2 protein-coding genes are annotated in these 2,576 nt (G+C 32.8%); both read right to left on the reverse strand.

Annotated elements, in window-relative coordinates; genetic code table 11:
* Positions 1–75 precede the first annotated feature (75 nt).
* Positions 76–567 (reverse strand): hypothetical protein, encoded by a 492-nt coding sequence (locus ACFQ13_RS07490; protein ID WP_386115796.1) that lies wholly within the window; start codon positions 565–567, stop codon positions 76–78.
* 717 nt (positions 568–1,284) lie between these two features.
* Positions 1,285–1,788 carry a hypothetical protein gene (locus tag ACFQ13_RS07495; RefSeq protein ID WP_386115798.1) on the reverse strand — a complete coding sequence of 168 codons (504 nt, stop codon included), beginning with the start codon at positions 1,786–1,788 and terminating at the stop codon, positions 1,285–1,287.
* Positions 1,789–2,576: the final 788 nt, after the last annotated feature.

Raw genomic sequence — 2,576 nt, forward strand, 5'->3', positions numbered from 1 at the left:
GAACTAATTTAGCAAACTTTTACGAACCTGTGAAAATTCCGCAGGAATTTTCGCAAGTAGGCAATAACAAAGCAATTAATTATACACGGTGTTGTGTACAGTGTTTTTATTCAATGCAATAATTTTCCACAAAATAGTGATTCCGACAAAAAATATAAGCAAACCACCAATTAGAAAAGCTATTTCATATCCTTCGGCGAATAATCCGCAAAAATAATTCAGATATCTGTTTATAATTCCTGTACCGTAAAATCCAGTTAAAGAAATTCCGAAAGTTATTAGTAAAACTATTATTGAGTTTATAATTCCGAATTTATATTTCCAATTTATTAGTCCAACGATTAATATTCCGATGATAAGACACGATAAAATCCAATAAGCTTGGTTTACGAAGAATTCCCCAATTCTGATGTAAGTTAATGAGTCAGATTTTCCCCAATCCTCACTCATTAGAGCATCGAATTGTTTTCCATTATATGCTATATATAATCTTTTCAATCCGCTAATTATAAAAATTAAAGCCAAACACTCTAATAAAATCAGCTTTATGTTAAATTTCTTCATCATTTTCGACATTGTACACAACGTGTTTGTGTATGGTTAGTTGCGTGGTTAAGCAACTAAATTAGCAAACTTTTACGAACCTGTGAATATTCCGCAGGAATATTCGCAAGTAGGCTAGAACAAAGCAATTAATTATACACGGTGTTAGCAGCCGGCTTTTAATTTTACACAGTTTCATTTAACAACTCTAACATTGATTTTAGCGTATAACTCCTTATCAGTGTCCAATTATATTCAAATTGGTTTTTTCGCGTTCAAATCGGCCGTAAAGCTTTTTAAAATTAAAGCAGAGTAGAGTGAGTAGTTCGTTGGTTTTGTATAATGATCTTTTAAAATCTAATGTCTAATGGTTTCTATTATCAAACGTTATTATTCCGTGTTGTTAATCAATTCTACTTATTCACCTGTGTAATCAATCCAACGTTGTTCCTCCGTATTCCTTGTTAATTTAACTTATCCAACTGAGTGGTTAATCCTGCGTTAATATTCCGTATTGCTTATCACGTTAGATAATCCAGATGAGAATTTAATTGTGACTAGAAATAAAAAACGCTTGGATCAAGAAAGAGATTAGAAAAACGTGACTGCTTGCTGCTAACGGTCTTGTGTATGGTTAGTTGCGTGTTTCAGCAACTAAGTTAGCAAAAATGAACCGAACAAGAGGAAATTCCGCAGGAATTTCCACGTAGGCAAGTCACTAGCAATTAATTATACACGGTGTTACAGCACGTTTTTTATTTTCCGTTTAAATTTTCGACTTTCAGAATACATTACTACAACACCACATCTGCCATTAGTTCCATATAAGGCTGAAGCAATATCTCCTTTCAGTACTGTTATTTTGTCAATATTTTCATCAGTTACTAACTCAAGTACTGTATGCGTTTTTGGATATTCATTCGGGTCGAGTGAATATGCTATTTTTTTAAAACCAAGAACAAAAACAATTTTACATTCACAATTAGCAATTTCCATCGCTTCCTGAATTGTTTCTTGATTCTTAATTACAATTCGACAATAGCTTTTTTGTCTTTTGTAAATGGTGTCTGCAAATATCTTCTTTTTTATTTCAGCTATTTTTTCGGATTTAGAATCCAGCTTTTCAAATTCCGCAATCCATTCAGCGTTCTGCTTTTCAGTCAGAATTGAGTCAGTTTTTATTTCTTGAGCAAAAAGTGTATTACAGAAAGATAGAAGTAAAGCAAAAAATAATAATCGTTTCATATATTATGTATTTCCACCAAATGTAAAGTCAGACGTTCAATTATAAAACTCAAGATGAGTGAACTGGTCTTTTGGATTAGCGAAATGTTTTTTTCAAATGTGCTGTAACGTGTTTGTGTATGGTTAGTTGCGTGGTTGGGCAACTAAGTTAGTAAACTTTAACGAACCAGTGAAAATTCCGCAGGAATTTTCGCAAGTAATGAAGAACCTAGCAATTAATTATACACGGTGTTAGCAGCCGGCTTTTAATTATACGCGGTTTCATTAAAGAACTCTGACATTGATTTTAGCGTATAATTCCGTTTTCAGTGTCCAATTAGGTCTAAATTAGTTTTTTCACGTTCAGATCGGCCGTAAAGCTTTTTAAAATTAAAGCAGAGTAGAGTGAATAGTTTGTTGGCTTTCTATAATGATCTTTTAAAATCTAATATCTAATGGTTTCTATTATCCAGCGTTGTTAGTCCGTGTTGTTAAACAATTCTACTTAATCATCTGAGTAATGAATCCAACGTTGTTATTCCGTATTACTTGTCAATTTAACTTATCCAACTGAGTGATTAATCCTGCGTTAATATTCCGTATTGCTTATCAGGTTAGATTATCCAAATGAGAATTTAATCTTGACTAGGAATAAAAAACTTTTGAATTAGGAAAGACATTAGCAAAACGTGACTGCTTGCTGCTAACGTGTTTGTGTATGGTTAGTTGCGTGGTTGGGCAACTAATTTAACAAAAATGAACCGAACGAGAGGAAATTCCGCAGGAATTTCCACGTAGACAAATCACAA

This window comes from Winogradskyella rapida (assembly GCF_042675845.1).
Taxonomy (GTDB): Bacteria; Bacteroidota; Bacteroidia; order Flavobacteriales; family Flavobacteriaceae; genus Winogradskyella; species Winogradskyella rapida.